Origin of the sequence: Brevundimonas sp. SGAir0440 (assembly GCF_005484585.1) — a bacterium.
GTDB lineage: Bacteria > Pseudomonadota > Alphaproteobacteria > Caulobacterales > Caulobacteraceae > Brevundimonas.
This window is the reverse complement of record NZ_CP039435.1, coordinates 3,122,347-3,143,418: the sequence shown is the minus strand read 5'-3', so window position 1 is coordinate 3,143,418 and position 21,072 is coordinate 3,122,347. Positions and strand designations below refer to the sequence as shown.

At 67.4% G+C, this 21,072-nt stretch carries 22 protein-coding genes; 8 read left to right on the top strand and 14 right to left on the bottom strand.

All coding sequences use genetic code 11. From position 1 onward, the window contains the following. Nucleotides 1-41 precede the first annotated feature (41 nt). Together E7T10_RS15565 and hemC are read right to left on the bottom strand one after the other, a co-directional pair. Nucleotides 42-749 (bottom strand): uroporphyrinogen-III synthase, encoded by a 708-nt coding sequence (locus E7T10_RS15565; protein ID WP_137722499.1) that lies wholly within the window; start codon nucleotides 747-749, stop codon nucleotides 42-44. Beyond that, nucleotides 746-1,699 (bottom strand): hydroxymethylbilane synthase, encoded by a 954-nt coding sequence (gene hemC, locus E7T10_RS15560; protein WP_137722498.1) that lies wholly within the window; start codon nucleotides 1,697-1,699, stop codon nucleotides 746-748. The genes E7T10_RS15565 and hemC overlap by 4 nt, the downstream gene beginning before the upstream one ends. Nucleotides 1,700-1,745: 46 nt before the next feature. Here hemC and tsaD point away from each other — a divergent pair, with 46 nt between their 5' ends. The 3 genes from tsaD to E7T10_RS15545 are packed head-to-tail and all read left to right on the top strand — an operon-like array spanning nucleotide 1,746 to nucleotide 4,286. Next, the gene (gene tsaD / locus E7T10_RS15555) at nucleotides 1,746-2,885 is read left to right on the top strand and encodes a tRNA (adenosine(37)-N6)-threonylcarbamoyltransferase complex transferase subunit TsaD (protein ID WP_168189994.1); all 1,140 of its coding nucleotides are present in this window, start codon (nucleotides 1,746-1,748) and stop codon (nucleotides 2,883-2,885) included. A gap of 26 nt (nucleotides 2,886-2,911) precedes the next feature. Next, on the top strand, nucleotides 2,912-3,910 hold the full coding sequence (locus tag E7T10_RS15550; RefSeq protein ID WP_137722497.1) for an NAD(P)H-dependent glycerol-3-phosphate dehydrogenase: 999 nt from the start codon (nucleotides 2,912-2,914) through the stop codon (nucleotides 3,908-3,910). Further along, nucleotides 3,903-4,286, top strand: coding sequence for a Rieske (2Fe-2S) protein (locus E7T10_RS15545; RefSeq protein WP_137722496.1), 384 nt, complete (start codon nucleotides 3,903-3,905; stop codon nucleotides 4,284-4,286). Before E7T10_RS15550 ends, E7T10_RS15545 begins: the two co-directional genes overlap by 8 nt. 6 nt (nucleotides 4,287-4,292) lie before the next feature. Here the strand turns inward: E7T10_RS15545 and ppk2 are convergent, their stop codons facing one another. Further along, nucleotides 4,293-5,042, bottom strand: coding sequence for a polyphosphate kinase 2 (gene ppk2 / locus E7T10_RS15540; RefSeq protein WP_137722495.1), 750 nt, complete (start codon nucleotides 5,040-5,042; stop codon nucleotides 4,293-4,295). Nucleotides 5,043-5,144: 102 nt separating this feature from the next. On the opposite strand from ppk2, the gene E7T10_RS15535 reads away from it, so the two are divergent. Both E7T10_RS15535 and E7T10_RS15530 read left to right on the top strand, forming a co-directional pair. After that, nucleotides 5,145-5,906: an extensin family protein gene (locus tag E7T10_RS15535; protein ID WP_137722494.1), complete on the top strand. Its 762-nt coding sequence runs from the start codon at nucleotides 5,145-5,147 to the stop codon at nucleotides 5,904-5,906. A gap of 196 nt (nucleotides 5,907-6,102) precedes the next feature. Beyond that, entirely contained in the window at nucleotides 6,103-6,306 is a 204-nt protein-coding gene (locus E7T10_RS15530; RefSeq protein ID WP_017505920.1) for a cold-shock protein, read from the top strand. Between the two features lie 71 nt (nucleotides 6,307-6,377). Here E7T10_RS15530 and E7T10_RS15525 read toward each other — a convergent pair whose 3' ends face one another. From E7T10_RS15525 to E7T10_RS15515, 3 genes are read right to left on the bottom strand one after another with little or no spacing between them, the layout of a single operon-like run. Continuing rightward, nucleotides 6,378-7,286, bottom strand: coding sequence for a DMT family transporter (locus E7T10_RS15525; protein ID WP_137722493.1), 909 nt, complete (start codon nucleotides 7,284-7,286; stop codon nucleotides 6,378-6,380). Nucleotides 7,287-7,343: 57 nt separating this feature from the next. Continuing rightward, nucleotides 7,344-9,506 (bottom strand): histidine kinase dimerization/phosphoacceptor domain -containing protein, encoded by a 2,163-nt coding sequence (locus E7T10_RS15520; protein WP_137722492.1) that lies wholly within the window; start codon nucleotides 9,504-9,506, stop codon nucleotides 7,344-7,346. Next, a complete protein-coding gene (locus tag E7T10_RS15515; RefSeq protein WP_137722491.1) occupies nucleotides 9,503-10,090 on the bottom strand; it encodes a biliverdin-producing heme oxygenase in 588 nt (195 codons plus the stop codon). The genes E7T10_RS15520 and E7T10_RS15515 overlap by 4 nt, the downstream gene beginning before the upstream one ends. Nucleotides 10,091-10,222: 132 nt before the next feature. Between E7T10_RS15515 and E7T10_RS15510 the strand changes: the two genes are divergently transcribed. Next, nucleotides 10,223-10,999: a transglutaminase family protein gene (locus E7T10_RS15510; protein WP_137722490.1), complete on the top strand. Its 777-nt coding sequence runs from the start codon at nucleotides 10,223-10,225 to the stop codon at nucleotides 10,997-10,999. A 7-nt stretch (nucleotides 11,000-11,006) separates the two neighbouring features. Here the strand turns inward: E7T10_RS15510 and E7T10_RS15505 are convergent, their stop codons facing one another. Continuing rightward, nucleotides 11,007-12,731, bottom strand: a complete 1,725-nt coding sequence (locus E7T10_RS15505) for a M1 family metallopeptidase (protein WP_137722489.1) — start codon at nucleotides 12,729-12,731, stop codon at nucleotides 11,007-11,009. A gap of 110 nt (nucleotides 12,732-12,841) precedes the next feature. Continuing rightward, nucleotides 12,842-13,138 carry a 50S ribosomal protein L28 gene (gene rpmB / locus E7T10_RS15500; RefSeq protein WP_026108540.1) on the bottom strand — a complete coding sequence of 99 codons (297 nt, stop codon included), beginning with the start codon at nucleotides 13,136-13,138 and terminating at the stop codon, nucleotides 12,842-12,844. 236 nt (nucleotides 13,139-13,374) lie between these two features. On the opposite strand from rpmB, the gene E7T10_RS15495 reads away from it, so the two are divergent. Further along, nucleotides 13,375-13,854 (top strand): DUF3617 family protein, encoded by a 480-nt coding sequence (locus tag E7T10_RS15495; protein ID WP_137722488.1) that lies wholly within the window; start codon nucleotides 13,375-13,377, stop codon nucleotides 13,852-13,854. 72 nt (nucleotides 13,855-13,926) lie between these two features. Here the strand turns inward: E7T10_RS15495 and E7T10_RS15490 are convergent, their stop codons facing one another. Then, complete coding sequence (locus tag E7T10_RS15490) at nucleotides 13,927-14,457, bottom strand: CarD family transcriptional regulator (protein WP_017505911.1); 531 nt, start codon at nucleotides 14,455-14,457, stop codon at nucleotides 13,927-13,929. 300 nt (nucleotides 14,458-14,757) lie between these two features. After that, nucleotides 14,758-15,099, bottom strand: a complete 342-nt coding sequence (gene fdxA / locus E7T10_RS15485; protein WP_017505910.1) for a ferredoxin FdxA — start codon at nucleotides 15,097-15,099, stop codon at nucleotides 14,758-14,760. A 170-nt stretch (nucleotides 15,100-15,269) separates the two neighbouring features. Here fdxA and E7T10_RS15480 point away from each other — a divergent pair, with 170 nt between their 5' ends. Continuing rightward, a complete protein-coding gene (locus E7T10_RS15480; protein WP_137722487.1) occupies nucleotides 15,270-15,896 on the top strand; it encodes a YceI family protein in 627 nt (208 codons plus the stop codon). A 71-nt stretch (nucleotides 15,897-15,967) separates the two neighbouring features. Here E7T10_RS15480 and E7T10_RS15475 read toward each other — a convergent pair whose 3' ends face one another. The 4 genes from E7T10_RS15475 to E7T10_RS15460 form a co-directional block, all read right to left on the bottom strand. After that, a complete protein-coding gene (locus E7T10_RS15475; RefSeq protein ID WP_137722486.1) occupies nucleotides 15,968-16,243 on the bottom strand; it encodes an RNA-binding S4 domain-containing protein in 276 nt (91 codons plus the stop codon). Nucleotides 16,244-16,427: 184 nt separating this feature from the next. Next, nucleotides 16,428-18,917, bottom strand: a complete 2,490-nt coding sequence (locus tag E7T10_RS15470) for a helicase-related protein (RefSeq protein WP_137722485.1) — start codon at nucleotides 18,915-18,917, stop codon at nucleotides 16,428-16,430. Between the two features lie 34 nt (nucleotides 18,918-18,951). Continuing rightward, nucleotides 18,952-19,521 carry a response regulator transcription factor gene (locus E7T10_RS15465; protein ID WP_246846062.1) on the bottom strand — a complete coding sequence of 190 codons (570 nt, stop codon included), beginning with the start codon at nucleotides 19,519-19,521 and terminating at the stop codon, nucleotides 18,952-18,954. Then, nucleotides 19,500-20,957: an ATP-binding protein gene (locus tag E7T10_RS15460; protein WP_246846061.1), complete on the bottom strand. Its 1,458-nt coding sequence runs from the start codon at nucleotides 20,955-20,957 to the stop codon at nucleotides 19,500-19,502. The genes E7T10_RS15465 and E7T10_RS15460 overlap by 22 nt, the downstream gene beginning before the upstream one ends. Nucleotides 20,958-21,072 lie beyond the last annotated feature (115 nt).

Sequence of the window (21,072 nt, the reverse complement as noted above, 5' to 3'; positions counted from 1 at the left end):
CCGGTTGCAACGGACGAAGGTGTCCGCGCGAGACGGGGTCTTTATACGGCCGGATCGCGCTTGCCAAGCGCAGTGTTCAAGATCGTGAGCAATGAGGTCTCGTCGGGCGATTTTGCCACAACGGGCGTCAGGCCGAGCGCGACGAGCGGGGCGGCGGCGGCGGGAGAGATGCAGGCGAGGACCGCGTGCGCCAGGACGTCGTGACCACGCTTGGCGAGGGCGTGTCCGGCGCGGGGGGAGTGGATCAGAACGGCGTCGAACAGCGCGGGCGCTTCGGCTGACGTTTCGATGGCGCGATAGACCGTCAGCGACTGGATCGACACGTTGCGGGCGCGGGCGGCGTTGAGAGCGGCGGTGAAATCGCCGGCGGGGGTTTCCGCTTGAGGGACCAGGACATCGGCGTCGGCGATGGCGCCGGCGATCAGACGGGCGAGGGCCTGAATGTCGCCGGAAGCGGAGCGGACATTCGCGAACCCTGCATCATGGGCGGCCTGTGCGGTCGCATCGCCGACGGCAAAGACCGGCAGATGGCGACGGGGCGTTAGGGCGGCGAAGGCGGCAACGCCGTTGATGCTGGTGAAGGTAAGGGCGGCGAACGACGCTAGATTAGGAACGGGCGGGGTCAGATTCTTGATCGCCAGCAGGGGCGCGACGATCGGCTCGAACCCCATGTCGCGCAGGCGGGCGGCGGTGCGCGCGGCGCCCGGTTCGGCGCGGGTGACCCAGACGCGTTTCGGTGCGATACTCATCCGTCCAGGGTCGCGGGATCGACTTCCTGATCGCCGGCCGAGGCGTGCACCTCGCCGCCCAGGCGTTGGCCCAGAGCGCGCGCGTCGGCTTCGGTCGGTTGGAAAAGGTCGCCGACGCGGCGCCAGCGGGCGGACCCGTCCGGGCTGAGCATTTCGGTGGTCAGGTGCAGGGTGTCGTGTTCGATGCGGGCATAGGCGCCGACGGCGGTGCGGCACGACCCCTCCAGCGCCGTCATGGCGCCGCGCTCGGCGGCGATGCACAGGGCGGTCTCAGGGTGGTTCAGGGCGGCGACCCAGTCTGAGTCCATGTCCGCGGCGCGCGTCTGGATGGCCAGGGCGCCCTGGCCCGGCGCCGGCAGGAAGGCGTCCAGCGACAGCTTCTCGCGGATGTGGTCGGTGACCCCCAGGCGCGTCATGCCCGAGACGGCCAGAAGGATGGCGTCGAAATCGCCCTCGGCCGCGCGGCGCAGGCGGGTGTCGATGTTTCCGCGCAGCATCTCGACCTTCAGGTCCGGCCGCAGGGCCAGCGCCTGGGCCTGGCGACGCAGGCTGGCGGTGCCCAGGCGCGCGCCGAAGGGCAAGGCGTCGAAACTGTCGAAGTCGCGGCTGATGAAGGCGTCGCGGGCGTCTTCACGTTCGGGGATGGCGGCGATGCACAGTCCGTCGGGCTGTTCGGCGGGCACGTCCTTCATCGAATGGATGGCGATGTCGATCCGGCCGGCCAGCAGGGCCTCCTCGATCTCCTTGGTGAACAGCGCCTTGCCGCCGACTTCCAGCAGGCGGCGATCCTGAATGCGGTCGCCGGTGGTGACGATCTCGACCAGAGGAATGGCGGTCTCGATCTCGGCCTCGGGCACGTTCAGGGCGCGGCCGATGGCGCGCTGCATCATGCCGGATTGGGCGAGCGCCAGCTTGGAGCGTCGGGTGCCGATGCGGAGAGGAAAGGTCATGAGCGTTGCGCACCGGTCGCCGGGTCGCTACCTCGACCCGATGGAGATGTCCGCCGACTATAGCAGCGGCGCCAAGTCAGCAACTGGACGGGATGTCCGGCCGCTGACGGTGCTGGGCCTTGAGACCAGTTGCGACGAGACCGCCGCCTCGGTCGTGCGCCTGCACCCTTCAATGGCGGGCGGTCGCGCGGAGGTGCTGTCCTCGGTCGTTCACAGCCAGATCGACGACCATGCGGCCTATGGCGGCGTGGTGCCCGAGATTGCGGCGCGCAGCCACGTCGAGATGATCGCCGAGGTCACGCGCCGCGCGATGGCCGAGGCCGATATGGGCTATGACGGGCTGGACGGGATCGCGGGGACGGCCGGGCCCGGCCTTGTGGGCGGGGTGATGGTGGGCCTCAGTTTCGGCAAGGCGGCGGCGCTGGCGCGCGGTTTGCCTCTGGTGGCGGTCAACCATCTTGAGGGCCATGCGGTGTCGGCCCGGCTGGGTGCGGAGGTGGCCTATCCCTTCCTCCTGCTGCTGGTGTCCGGCGGCCATTGCCAGCTTCTGGAGGTGCGCGGCGTCGGCGACATGAGCCGGATCGGGGCCACCATCGACGACGCGGCCGGCGAGGCCTTCGACAAGATCGCCAAGGCCTTGGGCCTGGGTTATCCGGGCGGCCCGGCGCTGGAGCGGCTGGCCGTGCAGGGCGACGGGTCGAAGATCGATCTGCCGCGCGCCCTCCTGGGCCGCAAGGATTGCGACTTCTCCTTTTCGGGCCTGAAGACGGCGGCCTTCCGCATCGCGCAGACGTGCGAGACCGAACAGGAAAAGGCCGATCTGGCCGATGCGGTGCAGAACGCCATCGCCCGCCAGCTGTCGGATCGGTCTGAACGGGCGCTGGCGGCCTATGCGGAGACGCATGACCACAAGCTCTTCGTTGTCGCGGGCGGAGTTGCGGCCAACAAAACCATTCGCGCGACCTTGCAGGCGACGGCGGCGAAACACGGCTTCGATTTCCTGGCGCCGCCGATGGCCTATTGCACCGACAATGCGGCGATGATCGCCCTGGCGGGGGCGGAACGGCTGGCGCTGGGCCTGACCAGCGACATCGATGTGGTCGCACGGCCGCGATGGCCGCTGGACGAAGCGCGCGCCCTGTCCGATCCTTCGCACAAGCCGGGCCGTAAAGGCGCCAAGGCGTGAACGGTAAACAAGCCTCGGGAGGGCGTATGGAATTCCGCACGGCAGGGGTCATCGGCGCGGGCGCCTGGGGCACGGCGCTGGCGCAGGTCTGCGTTCGGGCTGGCTTGGACACGACCTTGCAGGCGCGCGAGCAGCAGTTGGTCGAGACGATGCGGGCGACGCGGGCCAACGACCTTTATCTGCCCGACGTGCCGCTGGCCGACGAACTGAACTTCACCGCCGATCTAGCTGATCTGGGCGACTGCGACCTCATCCTGGCCGTGCCGCCGGCCCAGCACATGCGCGCGACGCTGACGGCGTTTGCGCCCCACTATCGCGCCGGCGTGCCGGTGGTGCTGTGCTCCAAGGGGGTCGAGCGCGGGACGATGAAGCTGATGACCGAGGTGCTGGCCGAGACCCTGCCGGACGCCCCCGCCGCCGTCCTGTCCGGTCCCAGTTTCGCGGGCGAGGTGTCGCGCGGCCTGCCGACCGCCGTGACCCTGGCCTGCGCCGATCAGGCGCTGGGCGAGGCCTTGCTGAACACCCTGTCGGCGCCGGGCTTCCGGCCCTATCTGGCGACCGATCTGGTGGGCGCCGAAGCGGGCGGCGCGCTGAAGAACGTCCTGGCCATCGCCTGCGGCATCTCCGAGGGGCGTCAGTTGGGACGCAGCGCACACGCCGCCCTGATCACGCGCGGCTTTGCGGAAATGACCCGTCTCGCTGTCGCCATGGGCGGCCAGGCGGAGACGGTGGCGGGTCTGTGCGGTCTCGGTGACCTCGTCCTGACCTGTTCCAGCCCCCAGTCGCGCAACATGAGCCTGGGTCTGGCCCTGGGGCAGGGGCAGACGGTGGAGCAGGCCTTGGCCGGCAAACGCTCGGTGGCGGAGGGCTATGAGAGCGCGCCGGCGGTTCGCGAACTGGCCGCGCGTCTGGGCGTGGAAATCCCGATCTCCGAAGGCGTCGCCGCCCTGCTCGCCGACGAGATCGATGTCGATGGTCTGATCGATGGTTTGCTGTCGCGCCCGCTGAAGGCCGAACGTGTCTGAAGCGGCCGAGGCGCCGGGCGAGCGCAAACGGGTCTGGAAGACGCCGCCTGGCGTGGCGCTGTGCGCCGAGGGCGATATCGCCGATCCCGGCTCGCGCAGCTTCGTGCTGCAGATCGGAGAGGCCTTCTTCCACGGCTTCGTGGTCAGAAAGGACGGTCAAGTCGCGGGCTGGGTCGATCGCTGCCCGCACGCCGGCTTTCCGATCGCGATGGAGATCGACCGTTATCTGACGCCGGACGGCGCGCTGATCCTGTGCGGCTGGCACGGGGCGGTGTTCGAGCCGCTGACCGGCGAATGCACGGGCGGCCCCTGCGCGGGCGGGCGGCTGACGCCCTGGCCGGTGACGACCTCTGGCGGGATCGTCAGAACGGCCTGAGGCGCTTCAGCGCGCCAGTTTGCCCTTGGCCTTTTCGGCGCCGAACACGACGTCGGGATCCGGTTTCTTGATGTCGATGCTGGTGTGGCTCAGCACCGACAGGATGTAGCGGCCGATGTTCAGCCGCGCCGTCTTCTTGTCGTCGGTGGCGACGACGGTCCAGGGCGCATAGTCGCGGTCGGTCTCGTCCAGCATCCGGTCGCGGGCGTCGGAATAGGCGTCGAACCGCGCCTCGGCCTCGGCGTCCAGCGACGACAGCTTGAACTTCTTCAAGGGATCCTCGCGGCGTTCCTTCAGCCGCTTGGCCTGCTCCTTGCGCGAGATATCCAGCCAGATCTTGATCAGGATGATCCCGTCGTCGGTCAGCATCCGCTCGAAGCGCGGGGCGTCGGTCATGAACTGGGCGTACTGTTCGGGCGTGCAATAGCCCATGACCGGCTCGACCCCGGCGCGGTTGTACCAGGACCGGTTGAAGATCACCGTCTCGCCCGCCGCCGGCAGGTGCGGGACATAGCGCTGGAAATACCACTGGCTGGTCTCGCGGTCGCTGGGCTTGGGCAGCGCGATGACGCGGGTCTGGCGCGGCGACATATGTTCGGTCAGCCGCTTGATCGCGCCGTCCTTGCCGGCGGTGTCGCGCCCTTCCAGCACGATGACCACGCGCGAGCCATGTTCGATGCTCCAGGCCTGGGTCTGGACGATGGCCAGCTGGATCTGCTCCAGCTCGGCGTCATAGGCGTCGGATTTCTTTCCCATGGAAAGAGAGTGGGCCGAGGGCCGGCAGAGAGCAAGGGCGAGGGAGCCGACTGCGAAGCTAGGCGTTAAGGCGCCGGGCCCGTCCGGCCTGCGAGGGGCCGAATGAAGCGCGATCTGGCGGACATGTGGAATCTGGTGTGGGAGCTGGCGCTGCTGGTCTGCGCCGGCTTCGCCTTGCTGAACGTTTTCGCTCCGCCCCAGGATCTGCCGTGGAAGCCGCTGGATCTGGATCGCCCGCTGGGCCGCGCGACCACCGCAAAGGTCGCCGCCTTCGATGTGCCGACCGCCGCCACGCCCGAGGCGGTGGAGGGCGCGACCGAGGCCTGTATGCAGGCGCTGCGCAATGCGGGGGTTCAGGTCGAACGCGCGCCCGATCGCGACGACGGCGGCTTCTGCGTGGTGCGCGGGGCGGTGCGGATCACGGGCGGCGAGGTGACGCCGCTGGCGCCCGCCGATGTCGTCATGCAGTGTCCGCTGGCGGTCCGCTACGTCATCTGGGATCGGCAGGTGCTGCGCCCGGCCTCGCGCGACATTCTGGGCTCGGCGCCCGCACGGGTGGACAACTACGGCACCTATTCGTGCCGCCGCATCTACGGTTCGCAGGACGTGGCCGAACGGCCCAGCGAACACGCCAAGGCCAATGCGCTGGATGTCGCAGCGGTGACCTTGAAGGACGGCCGGACCGTCAGTGTGCTGAACGACTGGCGCGGCGACGGGCCGGCGGGCGAGCCGGGCGGCCGCTTCCTACACGCCTTGCGCGACGGGGCCTGCCAGCTGTTTTCGACGGTCCTGACGCCCGACTACAACGCCGCCCACGCCAACCATCTGCACATCGACGGGGCGGCGCGGGGTCTGTGTCGTTAAGCCTGAATGCGCCCGGTGCGACTCGCTTTGCTGTTGACCGTCTGGAAAAGCCGGGTGACAACATCGCTGCAGTCCGGATTTCGCGTGGGGTCCAAACCCGCGTTTCGCTCCTTCGCCTGAACGAGCTGTCCAGATGGATTGTCGGGTCACCTCGAGAGGGATCCGCCTGGAAAAGCGCGTTTACGGAGACGCAGACATGGCGACCGGCACGGTCAAGTGGTTCAACCCCACCAAGGGCTACGGCTTTATCCAGCCCGATAGCGGCGGCTCCGACGTGTTCGTTCACGTCACCGCCGTTCAGAAGGCCGGGCTTCAGGGCCTCGATGAGAACGCCAAGGTCGAATACGAGCTGGAAAACCAGCGCGGCAAGACTTCGGCGATCGACCTCAAGGTTCTCTAAGTCGATTCAGCCTTCAAGGCTTAAAGGCGGGCGCGGCGGCTTCGGCTTCCGCGCCCGTTTTGTTTTTTGGGCTACCGCGCTTCGCGCTGCTTGAGCCCGTCGGGCTTCGCCCTCTGTGACCGCTGCGCCAGGACGATGGCGCCCAGCACCAGAGCGCCGCCCAAGGCTTGAACCGGCGTCAGGGTCTCGCCGAAGATCCACCAGCCCAGCAGGCCTGCGACCACCGGCTGGATCAGGATGGTCACGGCCGTGACCGAGGCGGGCAGTTTGCCCAGCGCCCAGGCCACGCCGCCTTGTCCGAAGACATGCATCACGCCCATGGCCACGCAGGCGGCCCAGCCGGCGGGCCCGGCGGGTATAACGTCCTCGCCCAGCGCCAGGGCGACGATCAGCAGCAGGGGCGCGCCCAGCAGGGTCGCCCAGAAGGTCACCCGCATCGCGCCGGCCGTGCGCCGCGCAGCCTGCACCGCCAGGAAATAGCCCGAATACCAGACCGCGACTGACAGGGAGAACAGGTCGCCCAGCATCGGGTTGATCCCCTGTCCGCCGTCCGCGCCCGCCGCCATGGCGAAGGCGCCGCTCATGGCCAAGGCCAGGGCCAGGATGAACAGCCGGTGCGGCCGCTCCTTCAGCACGAACCAGCCGAACAGGGTCACGACGACCGGCGTCAGGTTGCACAGCACCGTGGCGTTTGCGACCGAGGTCATGACGATCCCGTAGTGCCAGAAGCTGAGGTCCAGAGCGAAGAACAGGCCCGCCAGCAGCGCCCATTTCGACGGCGCGCCGACGCCGCCCGGCTCGCGCGCCGCCAGGATCGTCAGCAGGGGCAGGGCGAACAGGAACCGCCAGAACCCCGCCGCCGCCGGCCCCGTCTCGGTCAACCGCACCAGAATGGGCGCCAGGCCCAGCACGCTGGCGGCGATCAGCAGAACGATCAGCGCAAAGGCGCGCGAGGAGGGGCGAAAGGCCATGGCGGACATGGCCCGGCTCTTACGACGCCCTGCGACCTGACGCCACAGGCGCCGCCGGCCCTGACATCAAACGAGCGGGTCGATCCGCGCCCGCAGCACGACGCTGAGGCCCGGCGCGCGGTCGCGATAATCGATCGTCCCGTCCAGCTGACCGACCAGGCTCTTGATCATCATCGAGCCGAAACCCTTGCCGGCCAAATGCCCACCGGCGCCCTCGTCCTCCACCGTCATGCGGAAGAAGGCGCCGTCTTCTTCGAACCGAATGCAGAGCGGGCCGGGCTTGCCGCCATAGGCGTATTTCTGGGCGTTGATGATCAGTTCGGTCAGGATCAGGCCGATGGTGATGGCGCGGCCCGGCTCGATGCAGACCGGATCCAGGTCCGTCTCCAGGGCCGCAACCCAGTCCGGCCCCATGCTGGAGCCCAGATCGTCGATCAGATCGCCGACGTAGCGGCTCATGTCGATGGTCGTGACCTGATCGCTCAGATACAGTCGACTGTGGACGGCGGACACGGCGCGCACCCGTCGCCGCGCCTCGTTCAGCGCGGTCGTGGCCGATCCGCCCGCCTGTTCTCGCGCCTGAAGGCCCAGGAAGCTGGACACCAGCGTCAGGCTGTTCTGAACCCGGTGGTTCACCTCGCGGATCAGATACTGCTGCTGCTCCAGCCGCAGATCGCGCTCGGACAGGCGATCCTGCAGCGATCGGTTCAGCCGGCGGATCTGATGGACGGCGGCATAGTCGGCCAGGGCGTCCCTCAGCCGCGCGGCGGACTCGACCGCAGCGGGGCCCCACCGGTGCGCGCGGCCCGAGACGGTGTCCGACCAGCTTTCGAACGAAGCGCGCGGCGTCAGAATGGCGTTGGGGCCCGTCTTCTCCGCTGTCGCCGGATTGCCGGCCCAGCGCACCGTCTCCAGCACCTCAGAGCGGAACCACAGCAGCGAAACCGGCTGATCCAGCGGCAGGGTGACGGCCAATAGGCCGCTGGCGTGCGTCTTCCACGCCTCGGCGGCCGGCAGGATCGAGGACAGGTGATGCGACGAGACGGGGCGCAGGCCCGGTCGTCCCGCGACCCAGGCGGCGATGGCGCGCACGCCGTCTTCGGGCGGCGTATGGCCGAAGGTCTGGATGTCGCCCTCGCTGACGATGGCCAGACCGTCCGCGCTGGTCAACTGCATCAAGGCGTCGGCCTTTTCGCCCAGCGCCTCTCGCATCGGCCGGTCAGGCGACAGCCGCGACAGCAGTTCGTCCTCCATCCGACGCAGGCGCGTGCGCTCGCGATAGAGGTCGACGTCGCTCCGTGACTTCAGCTGACGCGCCAGATTGCGGGCCAATGCCGTGCAGCCCACGCGCAGCTCATAGGGCAGCAGTTTGGGCGAGGCGTTGTGGCAAGCCACCAGCCCCCACAGAGCGTCATCGACGATGATCGACACGGACGCCGAGGCCCGAACGTCCATGTTGCGCAGATATTGCAGATGGATCGGCGACACCGAGCGCAGGCCGCTGTCGCTCATGTCCAGCGGCGCCTCGCCGGGCGCAATGGGGCGCAGGGGGTGGGGCGTGTAGCGGCTGTCGGGTATGACCCGCACCGGGTTGCGCAGATAAAGGGCGCGCGCCTGCTGCGGGATGTCGGTCGCGGGGAAATGGTGGTTCAGGAAGGAGCCGGAGCCATCGGCGCGGCTTTCGGCCACGACCTGACCCGCCTCGTCGTCCTGGAAGCGATAGATCATCACCCGGTCGAAACCGGTCAGGCGGCGGAAGGCGTCCGCCGCCCGTTCGCACACCGTCTGGATCGTCACCGCCCGTTCCAGCGCGGCGCCGGCGGCGTCCAGACTGGCGATCAGATCGACGCCGAGCCGAGCCTGCTGCGAGCTCTGCTCGACCTCGATGATCATCAGATCGTTGATCGCGCCGGGCGCGCGGTGCACGACGACATCGTATTCCAGGCGGTTGGTCGCGCGCCAGCGACAGGCGAAGCCGGCCTCCTGATGCGCGGCCATGGCGCGCACGGCCCGGTCGGCGACATCGCCCAGCACGTCGGCGACGGTGCGGTCGATCCAGACCTTGCGGCCGGTCAGCTCCTCGATGGCGCCCGCCCCCTGGCGGATCGTCAGGGATTCCAGATCCAGCACCAGCATGAAGCCGTGCGGCTGGATCGATTGAGGAATATGGATCGGCTCGCGATCGCACTCGTTCAGCGCGGTGTCGGTCAGGTCGAGCGTCTCGGTCATGCCGCGGCCTCCTGCGGCTGGGGTTGCAAGGTGCGGTGGGCGAAGGCGAAACCGTCGATGCCGCCCTTCACCACCTGATCGATCGTGACAAGGCCGCCAGCGCAGGCCCGGTCCAGCAAATCCATGAAGGCGCGCCAGCGTGCGCCGGTCTCTTCGCCATAGGGGTCCAGAAAGCCGAGGCCGTCCAGATCGCGACCCTCGGCGGCCAGCCGACGTCGAATGATCCGACCGCCCAGCATCGATCCTTCGGCCACATAGACCCAGCCCAGGGCTTCGCCGGCCGAGGCGGGCGCAGCCGGACGCGCGGGCGAAGGAATGCGCTGGCCCAGTATCGTCAGGTCCTGGGCGATCCCGTTCGCGCGTGATCGCGGTTCGAAATCGGCGTCCAGTTCAGCGTTCAGCGCCGCTGTAAGCGGATGGCTGAGCGGCTCCAGTCCGGCATGGAAGCGGTAAAAGGCCGCCACGGTCGCCCCACGCGTGGCGGGGTCCGACAGACGCGGCTCGATCCGGGCCTGGACTTCCAGGGTTTCGTGGGCTGAGGCGGTGGCTTCCCGAAGAGCGAGAAGGGCAGGGGAAGCGATCATGGGGCTCAGATTAACACATTGTCTTGTCTTGTCGATTTGCACAGGCCAGAAGGCGCGGACCACCACGGAACGGCCCAGACCGCGTGGCGTTCACCAGCGACCCTCTCACCTCCCTTTGACCGGCGGATTTTCATGAAACTGCGCGTCCGCGCCGAACTCGTCTATCGTTTCGATCCGCCGACGGACGCCATCTACAAGATCCAGGTCGCCCACTGGCCGGGTCAGGACATCCTGGAAGAGACCCTCACCTTCGACCCGCCGGTCGATTTTCACGAGGACGAGGACATCGATTTCGGCGCCCGCACCCTGCGGTGCCATGTCGAGGGCGAGGTCAAGCTGACCTATGAGGCGGTGGTCGAGAACGGCGTGCTGAAGGGCCTGCCGCCCAACGTATCCCAGCATGACTGGGGCGAGTTGCCCGCCGAGGTCCTGCCCTATCTCCAGCCCAGCCGCTATTGTCCGTCGGACCAGTTCGGCCGCTTCGTGACGCGCGAGTTCGGCGACACGGCGGGCGGCGCGCGCGTGCTGGCGATCCTGAACTGGATCACCGAGAACGTCGATTACGAGCACGGGGTGTCGGACACCGAAACCACGGCGGCGCGCACCTTCATTGACCGCGCAGGCGTGTGCCGTGACTTCACCCATCTGGGCATGACGCTATGCCGGGCGTCGGGCATTCCTGCGCGCGCGGTCAGCGCCTTCGCCCACCAACTCAGCCCGCCCGACTTCCACGCCATCTTCGAGGTCTGGCTGGACAACGGCTGGTGGCTGGTCGATCCGACGGGCCTGGCGCCGGTCGAGGGGCTGGTGCGGATCGCCTGCGGGCGCGATGCCGCGGACATCGCCTTCCTGACGACGCAGGAGCGCTGTCAGATGGTGCGCCAGTCGGTGACGGTGGCCGAGGCCTGACTGGCCGCTACTTCGCCTTCTGCGCCGCCTTGTAGGCTTGAAGTTCGTCGATCACGTCCATCTGGCGAAGCACCTTGTTCTGCGGATCGATCAGGACATGGGCGCTGGCCGGAACCGCGATCTGGCCCCGACCGTCGGTCATGGGCACGGTCTCAACGCGCCCGTCGATCTCGACCTCCAGCGGCATGGGGAAGACGCCGCCGTCGCCCGTCGTCCACTCCAGCTTCAGCCCATCGCCGTCGCGGGTCTGGGTCAGCATCGGCAGGGCGGCGTTGTAGAGATAGCCACGGAAGAACCAGCCGTAGTCCCGGCCCGTAACGTCATTGATGATCGCGAGGAAGTCTCCAGTCGAACGATAAAGCGGCGCGAAGTTGCCTGGTCTGGGGTCGGGTCGTCCGTAGACCAAGCGGGTGACCGCCTGATGGAAGGCGGCGTCGCCGATCAGCATCCGCAGCGAATGGCTGATCAGCGAGCCCTTGTTATAGATGTCGAGCCCCGGCCCGACGTCGCCTTTGTAGACCTCGTCCTCGGTCTTGGGCGTGCCTGAGACGACGGGATATGTGTTGATCAACCCCTCGCGCTGATTGGCCAGTTCGCGCTGCATATAGCGGTCACCCAGCAGCCAGCGGGCATAGAGCGGCTGCATGTACGACCCCAGCCCTTCATGCAGCCACATGTCGTCGGCGTTCTGGTTCGTCAGCTGATTGCCGAACCATTCGTGCGCGAACTCGTGCTGCAACAGCCAGTCGTAACCCCGCCCGTCGATCTTGTAGCCGTTGCCGTAGGCGCTGATCGTCTGATGCTCCATGCCCAGGTGCGGGGTCTCGACCACGCCCATCTTTTCGTCGCCGAAGGGGAAGGGGCCGACGGTGGCTTCGAAGAAGTCCAGCATCCTAGGGAACTGGGCGAACAGGCCCTGGACCTGTTCGGGCGTGTCCGATTTCAGATGCCAGTAGCGCATCGGAATCGTGTTGCCGAACCGGCTGGCGTATTCGCCCGACACCTCTTCATAGGGTCCGACGTTCAGCGCGATGGCATAGGTGTTGGGCGATTTCGCCGACCAGTTCCAGGTCGTCCAGCCGTCGCCGTGATCGACCTTGCCCAGGAAGCGGCCATTGGACGGCGCCGACAGGGCGGATGGCACGGTGATGTGCAGGTCGACCCGGCCCGGTTCACCGTGCGGGCTGTCAATGCAGGGCCAGAAGATGTCGCAGCCCTCGCCTTGAACGGCGGTGGCGATCCATGGCTCGCCCGACGGTGCGGTGGACCAGACGAAGCCGCCGTCCCACGGCGCGCGGGGCGCCACGCGCGGCTGGCCGGCGTAGGCGACGCGCAGGGCCACCGACCGGCCCGTGGCCAGGGTCTCGGGCAGTTGCACCGTCAACCGGCCTTCGGGGTTGGACCAGCGATCGACGGCGACCTCGACCCCGTCGATCTGGACCGAGGAAATGGTCAGCAGAGTGTCCAGTTCGACGACCAGAGCGGTCAGGGGCGCCTTGGCGGTGAAGTCCAGCACGGCGACCGCGTCGATGGCCTTGTCGTCGGGCAGGACCTTGATCGACAAATCGGCCTTGTCGAACTGCATCGCCTGCTGTTCCGGCGTCAGCGGCTGATCGGTGGCCAGGGTGAAGGCGGTCGATTCGCGCGGCGCCGGGGCCGGCTGGGCCACGGTGGCGCAGGCCGACAAAGTCAGGGCGCTGGTCGCGGCCAAAAGCAAGATCTTGATGCGCATGAAGCCGTCCCCCGTCCGAGGCGACAGGCTAGCGCGAGCGGTCAATGGCGCAAAGAAAAAGGCCGGTGTTTCCACCGGCCTCTTCCAGAACTCTATGTCGCGGTCGCCGATCAGGCGGCGGCTTGTTCGGCCAGCTTGGCGCGAATCTGGCGCTTGATGCGCTGAGCGGCGATCGACAGCTGCTCGTCGCGGGCCTTGACGATGAAGACGTCCAGGCCGCCCTTGTAGTCCAGGGTGCGCAGCGCGGCGTTCGAGATGCGCAGGCTGAACGTCTGGCCCAGGGCTTCCGACGTGACCTTGACCGTCTTCAGCGACGGCAGGAAGCGGCGCTTGGTCTTGATGTTCGAGTGGCTCACGTTGTGGCCGACCATGGGGCCGATACCGGTGAGTTCGCAACGACGCGACATCGTCAGATCCTTAAGGTGCGGCGTCCGGCCCGAGCGGGGGAGAGGACGCATGAAACAGTTGCGCGCGGGAACCAGCCCGCGCGAGAGGGGGCCGTATAAGGGAAGAGGCGGTTCGGCGTCAAGCCGAGTCTGGACCCATCGTCCCCACGCCTCGTTCAGCCGTCATTCAAATGCCGCCCTGTATGGCCCATATGATGACGACCTCAAAAGAGACCCAAGCAGAACAGAAGGCTTCCATGTCCCGTCCGTCCTTGATCGATCGCCTGCCCAAGCGCGCGCTCGCCGTCCTGGCCCCGGTGATGGCCGGCGGCTTCATGCTGGCCTCGCCCGCCATCGCCCCGGCCCAGACCGCCGCCCAGACCGAAGTTCTGCCCGGCTATTGGGAATACACCACCAGCGCGGTGGGCCAGCGCGACACTGAGCAGAAGTGCGTGCGGCCCAGCGAGATCAACCGATTCTTCGGCGGCCTGTCGACCAACAAATGGCGCTGCACCTATCCGACTCGCGCGGTCGGCAACGGCAACGCCCGCTTCGAAGGGACCTGTCAGGATCGCAAGGGCCGTCGCATCGCCGTTCGCCTGAATGGGACCTACACGGAAACCAGCTTCAGCTTCCGCGGCGGCGCCCAGATCGTGCGCGGCACGCCCTATATCCCCGCCAGCATCACGGCGCGCCGCATCAGCGCCCAGTGCCCGGCCAACGCCGAATACTTCTGACAGCGGCTCTGCGAAGCATCAAAAAAGGCCCCGGATCGCTCCGGGGCCTTTTCTTTTGTCCGAGGTCGAAGCTTAGGCGGCTTCGGCGGTCGGGACCGGCTTCTTGGCGCTGAGCGACTTGGCGAGCAGCTCGACAGCGGCGTCCTTGTCGATCTTGTTGGCGGCGGCGACTTCGCGGGCCATGCGGTCCAGGGCCGATTCATAGAGCTGGCGCTCCGAATAGGACTGTTCCGGCTGGGTGTCGGCGCGGTGCAGGTCGCGGACCACTTCGGCGATGGAGATCAGGTCGCCGGAGTTGATCTTGGCTTCGTATTCCTGGGCGCGACGCGACCACATGGTGCGCTTGATGCGCGCGCGGCCCTTCAGGGTGGTCAGGGCCTTGGTCACGACGTCGTCGGCGGCCAGCGAACGCAGGCCGGCCGTCACGGCCTTCTTGGTCGGGACGCGCAGGGTCATCTTCTCGTGGTCGAAGGTCACGACATAGACCTCCAGCGACATGCCCGCGACTTCCTGGGTCTCGATCGCCGCCACCTTGCCGACGCCGTGCGCCGGATAGACGACCGCGTCGCCAACCTTGAACTCCAGACCAGTCTTGCTCGTCATAATCGTCCTTTCCCGGTCAGGGCCGGGCGAAACGAAGGCGCAGGAAACGCAAACAGAATCTCATCCGCCGGATCGCTCCGTCGGAGGGGATGATGTCAGGCGTCAAAAGCGGAAACGGATCACCAAACCTCTGGCCGATCCCGTCTAGGGCGGGATTCTGTCGCAAACACGGGCGGCGCGAAGATTTCGCGGACCGCCCGATCCAATGAAACAGAACCTATCACAAATCTGCGGAATTTCAAAACGTCCACAGGGCGGACGTGCAAATACGGCAAGGCTTGAGCGCCGCCAGTCCTTAAATCAGGAACCCTTGCCCGGCTTGGGGCTGAAGTATTTCTCGTATTTGCCCGTTTCGCGCTCGTACTGCTCGCGGTCGGCGGGGGGCGTGCCCTTGACGGTGATGTTGGGCCAGACCTTGGCGTATTCGGCGTTGACCTGAAGCCATTTGCCGTCGGGCTCGTCCTCGGTGTCCGGCACGATGGCGTCGACCGGGCATTCCGGTTCGCACACGCCGCAGTCGATGCATTCGTCCGGCGCGATCACCAGGAAGTTCTCACCCTCGTAGAAGCAGTCCACCGGACACACCTCGACGCAGTCCATGAACTTACATTTCACGCAGGCGTCGGTGACGATGTAGGTCATTGGGCGAAAAACGGGTGTCGGTCTGTGGGCGGGAGGCCTGCGACATGGCGGCCACGCAACCAACTGTCAACAGCGCGGCTTAAGGCGAGAGCCATTCGCAGCGCCTTGACAGAACGGCGTCTAATCGCAACTGTATTGATTGCATATCCGCCCATCGACAGGAACTCCCCATGCGCACCCCCTTCATGAAATACGCCGTCGCCGGAGCGGCCGCCCTCAGCCTGATCGCCGGCGGCGCGGTCGTGGCTCAGGCCGCCCTGACCAAGAACCCCGCCGAAGTCACCGCCGGGACCTACGATCTGGATTCCGGCCACGGCAAGATCACCTGGTCGGTCAATCACTTCGGCCTGTCGACCTATACGGGCCAGTTCGTGAACGTGAAGGCGGTGCTGAAGCTGGACCCGGCCAACCCCTCGGCCTCGACCCTGACCGCGACGATCGCACTGACCGACGTGGCGCCCAACGACGACCGTCTGAAGGCCCACCTGCAGACCGCCGACTTCTTCGACACCGCTAAATATCCGACGGCGACCTTCGTCTCGCGCTCGGTCACGGTCGACGCCGATGACGCCAACGAGGCGACAGTGGTCGGCGATCTGACCCTGAAGGGCGTGACCAAGCCCGTCACCATCGAGGTCGAGTTCAACGGCGCCGGAACCGTCATGGGCGCCTACAAGGCCGGCTTCGACGGCGAAGCGACCATCAAACGCTCGGACTTCGGCATCAACTACGCCCTGCCGGCCGTCTCCGACGAGGTGAAGCTGCACATCGAAGGCGAGTTCGTCATTCAGAAATAGAGCCTACCGCGCTGCGCGCGACTTGAGGCGGTTCTTTTGGGCCTACCGCGCTTCGCGCGACTTGAGGCCGTTTAGACCGTAAGCGAATACAGGGCGCGGGCTTCCTCGGCAGGCCCGCGCCTTTCGCCCAGCCCCTCGACCTTCAGGCTGGTGACGCGTCCGTTCTGGGCGAAGGTCAGCAGATCCCCGACGTGAACGCATCGGCTGGGCTTATCGAGCCGAGTCTCGCGCCCCTGATGCGTCAGCCGCACCGCCCCCCGCTCCACCAGACCGGCCGCCAGGCCGCGCGTCTTCACGAACCGCGCGCGCCACAGCCAGATGTCGATGCGACAGGCGTTTATCTCCATCTCTTTCGTCATCCTCCGGTAAGCCGCGCAGCGGCGCAGACCGGGGGACCCAGCGGCGCGCGAATGCGCGAACCTGTCGCGGACTCGATCTTCGAATCTAATGCGGCGGATGGATTTCGCCTTCGGCGCCGCTGGGTCCCCCGGTCTCGCTGCGCTCGCCGGAGGATGACGGAACAGGGAGCGATCACGTCGCGGTCTTCCTGCGCGGACGACGACGCTTGGGCCGCGCCGGGGGCGCCTCCGTCAGGGCGGCGAGCGCAGCGAAGGGCGAGTCCTTGACGATCTTCGGCGCTGCGCCCGGCTTGTCGGGCAGGCGGGCGCGTTCGACCTTCAGGGCGGCGATGATCTGTTTGGCCTGATCGGCGCGCCAGCCCAGATCGGTCAGGGCCTCGTCGGACAGCCGACCGTGATTGGCGGCCCGCAGCTCGGCCATCTTCTCCAGCGTCTCGACCGGCGCCAGCCACCGTCCCGCCAATCGCAATCCGTGCGCGGACAACAGCCGCGCCGACGGCGGCTCCACCGGCGCCGGGATCAGATCGGGCGTCGCCGGAATCAGCGGCGCGGCGACGAAGGCCTGGGCGAAGTGGCGCGCGCGCGGCTTCTGAAGGCCGGGCAGCCACACCGAATGCACCCCGATGCGGATGGCGAAGCTGCGCAGCGTGCGGCGCTCGACCTGACTGAGCGCGGCCAGATCGCGCTCGACCTCGCGTCGGTCGATCACGCCGCCGGCCTCGATCAGGCGAAAGGCGACGCCGCGCGGCAGGCCCTTCAATGTCCCCGACTCGACCGCCTGACGCAGTCGTCGCAGATCGCGCAGCGCCCGGCCCGCTTCCGCCGCCAGCCACGCTTCGATCCGGCGCTGGGCGCGCTCGCGGGCGGGCGTCGGTCCCAGATCGCCGAGCAGACGCACGGAGGGCGTAAACGGATCGACGCCCTGCGGCGTCGCGTTGATCTGCGCCGTCAGCACGCCGCGCCACAGCACCGCCCCGTCCGGCGTGACCGAAAAGCCGTCGTCGGTCTCGGCCGCCAGACGTCCCAGCCGTCGATTGATCTCGGGCGTCACCGCACGCACGGCCGCCTGGCGCAGGGTGCGGTCTTCCAGGGCCGACGAACCCTTCTCCATGTGGAAGCGCACGCCCTCCAGCTGGCCGACGACCTGTCCCTCGACCGTGACCTCCCCGTCTTCGGCGACGCCTGCAAACGTGTCTTCGCGCACGTTCAGCGCCCGCATAAGGGCGGTGGTGCGACGATCCACGAACCGTGCCGTCAACCGCTCGTGCAACACGTCGGAAAGCCGATCCTCCAGCGCGCGGGTCTTGTCGCGCCAGCCTTGCGCGTCGTGGACCCAGTCCGGGCGGTTGGCGATGTAGGACAGGGTGCGCACCGCCGACAGCCGCGCCGACAGCTGGTCGATCTGACCGTCGTCGCGATCCACGAAGGCGAATCGCGGCGCCATCCAGTCGTCGGTCAGCCGGCCTCGCTTGCCGGTCAGGGCGTGGAAAACGTCCTTGGCCAGCCGGGCGTGTTCATCCAGCGTCGTCTTCTGGAAGTCGGGCAACTGGCACGCCTCCCACAGACGCATGACCGCCCCGCGCGAGCGCCCCACGCGCGCGATGTCCTCGTCCTTGATCAGGCGGCGCAGCAGGGTCTCGTCCAGCGCCTCGGCCGTCAGGCTCAGCCCCGAACGCTGGGGCGTCACCGTCAGCGAGCGCAGAAGATCGGGCAGGGTGTCGAAATCCAGCCGGGCGTTCCGCCACTCCGCCGCCTCGATCGGATCGAACCGATGCTCGACCACCTGTTCGACCAGATCGGGGTCCAGATCCTCGGCCTCCGCCGTGACGCCGAAGGTGCCGTCGCGCAGATGCCGGCCGGCCCGCCCGGCGATCTGGCCGATCTCATGGGCGTAAAGCCAGCGGGTGCGCCGCCCGTCGAACTTTCTCAGCCCCGCGAAGGCGACATGGTCCACATCCATGTTCAGCCCCATGCCGATGGCGTCGGTGGCGACCAGGAAATCGACCTCGCCCGACTGATACAGCGCCACCTGGGCGTTGCGGGTGCGGGGCGACAGACTGCCCATCACCACGGCCGCCCCGCCGCGCTGACGCCGGATCAGTTCAGCGATGGCGTAGACCCGGTCGGTCGAGAAGGCGACGATTGCGCTGCGGCGCGGCAGGCGGGTCAGCTTCTTGGAGCCCGCATAGGACAGGGTGGATAGCCGGTCGCGCGTCACGATCTCCACGTCCGGCACCAGGCGGCGGATCAGCGGCTCCATGGCGCCAGCGCCCAGGAACATCGTCTCGAACCGGCCGCGCGCGTGCAGCAGCCGCTGGGTGAAGACGTGGCCGCGTTCGGGGTCGGCGACCAGCTGGATTTCGTCGATGGCCAGAAACTCGACCGACCGCTCCAGCGGCATGGCCTCGACGGTGCAGACGAAATAGTGCGGGCGCGGCGGGACGATCTTTTCCTCGCCGGTGATCAGGGCGACGGCCGCCGCGCCGCGCTGTTTGACGATCCGCTCATAGATCTCGCGGGCCAGCAGGCGCAGGGGCAGGCCGATCATGCCCGAGGCGTGACCCAGCATCCGCTCGACCGCCAGATGGGTCTTGCCAGTGTTGGTGGGCCCCAGGACCGCAGTCACGCGGGACGGGGCGAGGCCTGCGGACCGGTCGCTCATGTCGCGACTAAGGTGGCGACGAATCTCGTCCGGCTCAAGCGTCGCCGGCGCGCATTCCGATCCGGACCAGGGTGGACAGGTTCGCGGCCTGCATTTTCGTCATCACCTTGGCGCGAAAGATTTCCACCGTGCGCGGGCTGATCTCCAGCCTTTGCGCGATTTCCTTGTTGGAACAGCCGTCGATCAGGGCGTCGAAGACCTGCCGTTCGCGCGGGGTGAGGGTGTCCAGTCGGGCCTTGGCGTCCTCGCGCGCGATCCGCTCGGCCTCCAGACTGGTCAAGGAGGCCAGGCAGCTGGAAACCGCGTCCAGCATTCGCTGCGGATCGAACGGCTTTTCGACGAAATCTACGACGCCCGCCTTCATCAACTGAACCGCCAGCGTCACCTCCCCATGACCCGTGATGACGATCACCGGCCAGGTGTCGCCGCGCAGGCTTTTCAGACGCCCGACCAGCTCGGAACCCTGAAGCCCCGGCATCCGCACATCGGTAATGACGCAGGCGCTGCGGTCTTCGGGCAGATTGTCCAGGAAGTCGTCGGCGCTGACGAAACTGCGCGCCCGATAGCCCGCCCCGCGCAGCATCAGCACCAGGGCGTCGCGCATGGCAGGGTCGTCGTCGATGATGAAAACAGAGTGCGGGCTCGCCAGATTTCGAACTCCGTGGGACGCGGCAGACGAAACGAAAAGGTCGCTCCACCCTGAGAGTTTCGGCTGACGACCAAGGTCGCGCCATGGCTCTCGACGATAGAACGCGTGACCGACAGCCCCAGGCCCATGCCGCCGGCCTTGGTCGTCGCCATCGGATGAAAGATGCTGTCGATTCTGTCTTCGGGGATGCCGTCGCCATTGTCGCACACCGCGATCTCATAGCCGTCCGCGCCCAGCGTCCGGCCGGTCACCGTCACGCGCGCGCCTTCGCGTCCGATGACGGCGTCTACGGCGTTGCGCACCAGATTGGCCAGCGCCTGTTGAATCTGGATGCGGTCGGCCAGAACCTGATCGTCGTCCTCTTCGACATCCAGAGCGATCGTCGTGTCGGTGTCCTGTCCCGTCAGGGCGAAGACCGGCGCCAGGTCCAGGACGATCAGCGAGGCCCGCTCCTCGGTAAAGGACCGCGAACCTGTCGCCACCTGTTCGCGCATGCGCCGGATGATGTCGCCCGCACGCAGCAATTGGGTCTTGGCCAGATCGATGGTCTTGGCCGGCCCTTCCGCGACCGTTCCCAGCCGGGTCAGTTCGGCCTGGCCGGCATGCAAATAAACGGTGGCGGCGGTCAGCGGCTGGTTCAGTTCGTGGGCCAGGGTCGCAGCCATTTCGCCCATCGAGTTCAGACGCCAGACGCTGCTCAGCTTGTCGTTCAGGTCGCGCTCGCCCTTACGGATCGTCTCGGCCTGGCTTTGATCGCCCAGCGTCAGGACGATGTGTTCGGGAGCGATGTCGTCAGGCAGGACATTGGCGTGAAGCGTCAGCGACGGCCCGGGTGTATTTATATTGCCGCTCGTCCAAGGTCCGGAGGACGGGCCCAGAACCTCGCCCCCTTGGCGAGCCTTCGCCAGGGCCGCATCGTCGAAGCCGGGCAGCAGCGTTCCGAAAGGCTGCGCCATCGCCGCCTCTCGATCCACACGCAGCAGATCGGCGGCGGCCGGGGTCACGCGGCGCGTGCGTCCTTCACGGTCTAGGGTCACGATCGGCGTCGTGGCCACGATGGTGTCGAGCAGCATCTCACGCAGCGCCAGATCGCGCGTCAGGGCGCGGGCCTGTTCCAACGCGTCGATCAGCCGACGACAGACCTCGGCGATGACCCAGGCGATGACCGCAAAAAGCGCGGCGTTGGTCGCCGCATCCAGCACGCTTTCGCGATGCACCAGCCATAGATTGGCCCCGATGGCCAACAGGATCGACAGCGCAACCGCCCCTCTTTGCGCCAGCAGAGCCGTAACAATCACCGCCGGGACCAGCGGCAGATAATAGAAGTTTCCAAACGGTTCGAGCGCGCTACGAACCAGCGTCGCCAGCAGGACAGCCAGGCACGCGATCAAGACCCCGCTCCACCATGTCCTGGACCTGAAGATCATGTCTTCGTGCTGTTCCTGGGCCGCTGGATATATTTCACCGGAATATGAATTGGGATGCGAGAACTCGCCAAACCTTGGG